Raw genomic sequence first — 6726 nt, 5'->3', positions numbered from 1 at the left:
TTTTCGTGGCAATCCAGCAACGCCGGGGTGATTTCGATCACTTCGCCCGTGCCAAGACGTGAAATCACGGTATTGTCACGGGTAGCCGGCGGCCCCCCGATTAGCGAATTCTTGATAGTCGGGTGACAGCATGGTTGGCTACGATTGATCGGCTAAGATCGCGGAGAATCGAGTGACCGTGATTCGCACGGGATGTAACGCGTAGGGTCTTTTTTGGTACGGAATTTGCTCTATTTGAACCTTGTGCCGGCCGCGTGCCGGAATGGGGCGATCGAGCGGACGAGATCGAACCGCGGACGGAGACATGAATGAGTAAAGTCGGCACGAGCGACTCCAAGAACACGCTGTATTGCTCGTTCTGCGGCAAGAGCCAGCACGAAGTCCGTAAACTGATCGCGGGTCCCACGGTCTTCATTTGCGACGAGTGCGTCGAGCTCTGCATGGACATCATCCGCGAGGAAAACAAATCCTCGCTGGTCAAGTCGCGCGACGGCATTCCGACGCCGAAGGAAATCTGCAAGGTCCTGGACGATTACGTGATCGGCCAGAGCCATGCCAAGAAGGTCCTGTCGGTCGCGGTGCACAACCACTACAAGCGCCTCAACCACCAGACCAAGCACAACGACGTCGAGCTCGCGAAGTCGAACATCCTGCTGATCGGTCCGACCGGCTCGGGCAAGACGCTGCTCGCGCAGACGCTCGCCCGCATCCTGGACGTGCCGTTCACGATGGCGGACGCGACGACGCTGACCGAAGCCGGCTATGTCGGCGAGGACGTCGAGAACATCATCCTGAAGCTGCTCCAGGCCGCCGACTACAACGTCGAGCGCGCTCAGCGCGGCATCGTCTATATCGACGAAATCGACAAGATCAGCCGCAAGTCCGACAACCCCTCGATCACGCGCGACGTGTCGGGTGAGGGCGTGCAGCAGGCGCTGTTGAAGATCATGGAAGGCACGGTGGCTTCGGTCCCGCCGCAGGGCGGCCGCAAGCATCCGCAGCAGGAGTTCCTGCAGGTGGATACCACCAACATCCTGTTCATCTGCGGCGGTGCCTTCTCGGGCCTCGAGAAGATCATCTCGGCGCGCGGACGTTCGACCTCGATCGGTTTCGCCGCTCAGGTGCTGGCGCCGGAAGATCGCCGCACCGGCGAGATCTTCCGTCACGTCGAGCCCGAGGATCTCTTGAAGTACGGCCTRATCCCCGAGTTCGTCGGCCGCCTGCCGGTGGTCGCGACGCTGGAGGATYTCGACGAGACCTCGCTCAAGAAGATCCTGGTCGAGCCGAAGAACGCGCTGGTGAAGCAGTATCAGCGCCTGTTCGAGATGGAGAACATCGAGCTGACCTTCGCCGACGAGGCGCTTGGCGCGGTCGCCCGCAAGGCGATCGAGCGCAAGACCGGCGCACRTGGCCTGCGTTCGATCCTCGAGGCGATCCTGCTCGAGACCATGTTCGACCTTCCGGGCCTCGAAGGTGTGGAAGAAGTCGTGATCTCGCGCGAAGTGGTGGAAGGCACGGCCCGTCCGCTCTACATCTACGCCGATCGCTCGGATCGCGCGGTCGAGAACGCCAGCGCCTGAACCACGGCGCTGGGGGCTCAAATCGTCCTGTCAGAATGACGGCTGCGGATTGTATTTCCGCAGCCGGTGTTGCGTCGCTTATCCGCGTGCGTAAGCGCCTGATGGCGCGCGTTTTTCAATGACTTGACACCCCCCCGGTCGATAGCCACCTAATGTCGGCGGCGAGCGAAAATTCTCTTCAAAGATTCGCCTCAGTTCCGATCCGGCAAGCCCGGTCCAACCTACCAATGGTAGACCGGTTTTGTGGATCACCTCGGCACCTTGTGGCGGTTGCGCATGAGCATGGCGGGCTGCGTGCAAGGGGGCAAAGCAAAAGGAAAAGGCCATGACTAATCCCAAACCCAGGCCAACCATCGTCCATGGCGAAACGCACGCTTATCCCGTGTTGCCGCTGCGCGATATCGTCGTCTTCCCGCACATGATCGTGCCGCTCTTCGTTGGCCGCGAGAAGTCGATCCGCGCGCTCGAAGAGGTGATGAAGAACGATGCGCTGATCATGCTCGCGACGCAGAAGAACGCGTCCGACGATGATCCGGCGCCCGATGCCATTTACGAGACCGGTACGCTTGCCAGCGTGCTCCAGCTCTTGAAGCTTCCCGACGGCACCGTGAAGGTGCTGGTCGAAGGGCTCGAGCGTGCGCGCGTGCAGAAGTACACCGATCGCGCCGACTATTATGAAGCGACCGCGATTGCGCTCGCCGACACCGATGCGAAGTCGGTCGAGGCCGAGGCCATGGCGCGCTCGGTCGTGTCCGACTTCGAGAGCTATGTGAAGCTCAACAAGAAGATCTCGGCCGAGGTCGTCGGCGTCGTGCAGGCGATCACCGATTTCGCCAAGCTCGCCGACACGGTCGCCTCGCATCTCGCCGTCAAGATCGCCGACCGGCAGGGCATCCTGGAGACGCTGTCGGTCACGCAGCGCCTGGAGAAGGTGCTCGGCCTGATGGAGAGCGAGATCTCGGTGCTCCAGGTCGAGAAGCGCATCCGCTCGCGCGTCAAGCGCCAGATGGAGAAGACCCAGCGCGAGTATTATCTCAACGAGCAGATGAAGGCGATCCAGAAGGAACTCGGCGACGACGACGGTCGCGACGAGCTCGCCGATCTCGAGGAGAAGATCTCCAAGACCAAGCTCAGCAAGGAAGCGCGCGAGAAGGCGCAGCACGAGCTGAAGAAGCTGCGCCAGATGTCGCCGATGTCCGCGGAAGCGACGGTGGTGCGCAACTATCTGGATTGGCTGTTGTCGATCCCGTGGAACAAGAAGTCCAAGGTGAAGAAGGATCTGGAAGCCGCCCAGGCGGTGCTGGATGCCGATCACTACGGGCTGGAAAAGGTCAAGGACCGTATCGTCGAGTATCTCGCGGTGCAGTCGCGCGCCAACAAGCTGACCGGACCGATCCTGTGCCTCGTCGGGCCTCCCGGCGTCGGCAAGACCTCGCTCGGCAAGTCGATCGCGAAGGCGACGGGGCGCGAATTCGTGCGCGTCTCGCTCGGCGGCGTGCGCGACGAGGCCGAGATCCGCGGTCACCGCCGCACCTATATCGGCTCGATGCCCGGCAAGATCATCCAGTCGATGCGCAAGGCGAAGTCGTCCAATCCGCTGTTCCTGCTGGACGAGATCGACAAGATGGGCGCCGATTTCCGCGGCGACCCGTCCTCGGCGCTGCTCGAGGTCCTGGACCCCGAGCAGAACGGGACCTTCAACGACCACTATCTCGAGGTCGACTACGATCTCTCCAACGTGATGTTCATCACGACCGCGAATACGCTCAATATTCCGGGCCCGCTGATGGACCGCATGGAGATCATCCGGATCGCGGGCTACACCGAGAACGAGAAGGTCGAGATCGCGCGCAAGCACCTCATCCCGAACGCGGTGTCCAAGCACGGCCTGGACTCCAAGGAGTTCTCGATCGACGACGACGCGCTGCTGCTGTTGATCCGCCGCTACACCCGCGAAGCGGGCGTGCGTAACCTGGAGCGTGAGCTTTCGACACTCGCCCGCAAGGCGGTGAAGGAGCTGATGATCTCCAAGAAGAAGTCGGTCAAGGTCACCGAGAAGACTCTCGAAGAGTTTCTGGGCGTGCCGAAGTACCGCTTCGGCGAGATCGAGAGCGAGCCGCAGGTCGGCATCGTCACCGGCCTTGCCTGGACCGATGTCGGCGGCGAGCTCTTGACCATCGAAGGCGTCATGATGCCGGGCAAGGGCAAGATGACGGTCACCGGCAATCTGCGCGACGTGATGAAGGAATCGATCTCGGCGGCGGCGTCCTACGTCCGCTCGCGCGCGATCGTCTACGGCATCGAGCCGCCGCTGTTCGACCGGCGCGACATCCACGTGCACGTGCCGGAGGGCGCAACCCCGAAGGACGGTCCGTCCGCGGGCGTGGCGATGGCCACCGCGATCATCTCGGTCATGACCGGCATCCCGGTCCGCCATGATGTCGCGATGACCGGCGAGATCACGCTGCGCGGCCGCGTGCTGCCGATCGGCGGCCTGAAGGAGAAGCTGCTGGCTGCCGCCCGCGGCGGCATCAAGACGGTGCTGATCCCCGAGGACAACGCCAAGGATCTCACGGAGATTTCCGATGCGATCAAGGGCGGCATGGAGATCATCCCGGTCTCCCGTCTCGACGACGTCGTCGCCAAGGCGCTGGTGAAGAAGCCGGTGCCGATCGTCTGGGAAGAGGACACCAAGGTGACGGTGAAGCCGGACGGCGACGAAGCCGCCGGCGGCCTGACCGCTCACTAAGCTCCATCGAAAGATGATAAAACGGCGCCTTCGGGCGCCGTTTTTGTTTTGGGGGACGAGGGCCATGCAGATCGACGGACAATGTCATTGCGGGCAGGTCACCTACGCCGCCGAGATCGACCCCGAGGCCGTCTCGATCTGCCATTGCCGGGACTGCCAGACCCTCACCGGATCGCCGTTTCGGGTGACGGCGGTCTGTTCCGGTGCCGACGTCCGGCTGACCGGCGGAACGCCAAAGATCTACGGCAAGCGTGGCGACAATGGCCGGATGCGCTTCCAGCATTTTTGCGCCGACTGCGGTTCCCCGCTGTTCACCAGCGGCGAGGGCGACCAGGCCGACGATTGGGGCATCCGCTGGGGCTCAATCCGCCAGCGCGACGCGCTGCGGCCGAGCCGCCAGATCTGGTGCCAGTCGGCGGCGGTGTGGATCGACGCGGTGCCGGGGCTGYCGGGGCGGCCGGGGGATTGAGACCGGAGGATTGACGTTCCGTACTTGCCCGCACGGGGCGGGTGGGGATAAAGAGGCGGCGAGGGCGATTAGCTCAGCTGGTTAGAGCATCTCGTTTACACCGAGAGGGTCCGCGGTTCGAATCCGTGATCGCCCACCATTCCCAGAGACATGTCGGCTTGGCGACCTGCGCGCCCGGCTGAATGCGGCAGAGCTGGACGCTACCGGCATGGGGCAATCCGGCCATGTTTGTCATCGAGGACGAATTACATGCCGAGCCGCAAGGTCAATTTCAGACGCGTCAGCAGGCCGTCGCAGAGTTGCGGCGACTAGCTGCGATTCCCTGGGACGAAGAGCCCAATTGTGCGCCGTGCACCAATTGGCGCAATTGTGGTCGCCGATATGAGTTGATCGAGTACGATGACAGTGTCAGGCCCTGGGCCGAGCTGTCCCGTACGCTCCTCCTTGAGATTTCTGCTGCTGGCGTGCAGTGGGTTACCGAGACGTAGAATAGCAGCGATCAAGAGGCCCCGATGCAACAGCCAAGCGGACACGAGCAGAACGCCGACCAGATCGCCTATTGGAACGGCCCGGGCGGGCAGCGCTGGGCCGATCGCCACGGGGCGCAGGAGCGGCTGCTCGGGCCGATCGCCGACGCTCTGCTCGACCGCGCCAAGCCGAAGCCGGGCGAGCGCGTGATCGACGTCGGCTGCGGCTCGGGTGCGACCACATTCGCGTTCGCGAAGGCGGTGGCGCCGAACGGTTTTGCGCTCGGCCTCGACGTCTCCGACCCGATGCTGTCGCAGGCGCGTGCGCTGGCGCCGAAAGATCTGCCGCTGGATTTCGTGCTGGCGGATGCGACGGTGCATCCGTTCGAGCCGGCAAGCTTTGACCTGCTGGCCTCACGCTTCGGCGTGATGTTCTTTGCCGATCCGATCGCGTCCTTCACCAACCTTCGTCGCGCGCTAAAACCGTCGGGACGGCTGGCATTTGCCTGCTGGCGCGAGCCGAAGGAAAATCCCTGGATGATGGCGCCGCTGATGGCGGTCTACAAGCACGTGCCGAAAATGCCGCCGGTCGGGCCGGAGGAGCCGGGCCCGTTCGCCTTCGCATCCGAAGAGCGTGTGACGCGCATCCTGAAAGGGGCGGGCTTCGTCGACGTGGCGATGGAGCCGCACAATCTCGCGATGGATGTCGCCATCGGCGGCGGGCTCGAGGCGGCGGTCGACGGTGCCTTGCAGATCGGCCCGGCCAGCCGCGCACTCCAGGGCCATCCACCGGAAACCTATGAAGCCGCAAAAGCCTCGATCCGCGAGATGCTCGCGCCGTTCCTGAAGGGGCAGAGCGTGGCGTTGCAGGGTGCGATCTGGATCGTGACGGCGAAGGCGGCGTAGGTGCGGCTGTTCATACATCGCCACATACTCAGTGTCGTCCCGGCGAAGGCCGGGACCCATACCCCCACGGAGCGGTTGTAGCGCAACGCCGACAACCACGAGTCTTCGCCAAACGATGTTCTGTGGTTATGGGTCCCGGCCTTCGCCGGGACGACATCTCAAGATTGGGCGGCACCGAAGACTCCTCACACCACATCATCCGGCGCCAGCGCGCAGCCATTGTCGGGATGCGTTTCCACCTGAAGCGTGGTGTGGCCGATGCGGAATGATGCTTTCAGCGCCTGCGCCGTCTCCATCAGAAAATCGTCGCCGGCGCTGCCGGGCATGACGAGGTGACAGGTCAGCGCCGTTTCGGTGGTCGAGATCGGCCAGACGTGGAGATCGTGGATCCCTGAGACGCCCGGTCGCGCCAGCAGAAACGCCCTGATCGCGGCGAGGTCGGTGCCCTTTGGTGCTGCCGCCATCGACATGTCGATGGAGCCGCGCAGCAGGCTGGTGGTGCTCCAGAGGATGGTGGCGCAGATGACGAGGCTGGTGACGGGATCGAGCCAGAGC

6 protein-coding genes and 1 tRNA gene are annotated in these 6726 nt (G+C 63.4%); 6 read left to right on the top strand and 1 reads right to left on the bottom strand.

Annotated elements, in window-relative coordinates; all coding sequences use genetic code 11:
* Positions 1-308: 308 nt before the first annotated feature.
* The 6 genes from clpX (at position 309) to ACXJL8_RS29615 (ending at position 6171) form a co-directional block, all read left to right on the top strand.
* On the top strand, positions 309-1580 hold the full coding sequence (clpX, locus tag ACXJL8_RS29640; RefSeq protein ID WP_456686066.1) for an ATP-dependent Clp protease ATP-binding subunit ClpX: 1272 nt from the start codon (positions 309-311) through the stop codon (positions 1578-1580).
* Between the two features lie 325 nt (positions 1581-1905).
* On the top strand, positions 1906-4329 hold the full coding sequence (gene lon, locus ACXJL8_RS29635) for an endopeptidase La (RefSeq protein ID WP_456620175.1): 2424 nt from the start codon (positions 1906-1908) through the stop codon (positions 4327-4329).
* 64 nt (positions 4330-4393) lie between these two features.
* Positions 4394-4798 (top strand): GFA family protein, encoded by a 405-nt coding sequence (locus ACXJL8_RS29630; protein WP_456686065.1) that lies wholly within the window; start codon positions 4394-4396, stop codon positions 4796-4798.
* A 62-nt stretch (positions 4799-4860) separates the two neighbouring features.
* Positions 4861-4937 (top strand) — tRNA-Val (locus tag ACXJL8_RS29625).
* Positions 4938-5022: 85 nt separating this feature from the next.
* A complete protein-coding gene (locus ACXJL8_RS29620; protein ID WP_456620173.1) occupies positions 5023-5286 on the top strand; it encodes a hypothetical protein in 264 nt (87 codons plus the stop codon).
* A gap of 24 nt (positions 5287-5310) precedes the next feature.
* A complete protein-coding gene (locus tag ACXJL8_RS29615; RefSeq protein WP_456620172.1) occupies positions 5311-6171 on the top strand; it encodes a class I SAM-dependent methyltransferase in 861 nt (286 codons plus the stop codon).
* Between the two features lie 185 nt (positions 6172-6356).
* Here ACXJL8_RS29615 and ACXJL8_RS29610 read toward each other — a convergent pair.
* The coding region (locus ACXJL8_RS29610) for a cation transporter dimerization domain-containing protein (protein WP_456686064.1) at positions 6357-6726 on the bottom strand (370 nt) is incomplete at its 5' end.

This window comes from Bradyrhizobium sp. P5_C11_2, from assembly GCF_054049755.1.
Note: the sequence above shows the minus strand (reverse complement) of the source record. Positions and strands in the feature narration are given on the sequence as shown.

Bases quoted from the DNA above. Each gene is read 5' to 3' on its own strand.
- lon (WP_456620175.1), top strand. From the start codon at position 1,906: ATGACTAATCCCAAACCCAGGCCAACCATCGTCCATGGCGAAACGCAC.
- ACXJL8_RS29620 (WP_456620173.1), top strand. From the start codon at position 5,023: ATGTTTGTCATCGAGGACGAATTACATGCCGAGCCGCAAGGTCAATTT.
- ACXJL8_RS29615 (WP_456620172.1), top strand. From the start codon at position 5,311: ATGCAACAGCCAAGCGGACACGAGCAGAACGCCGACCAGATCGCCTAT.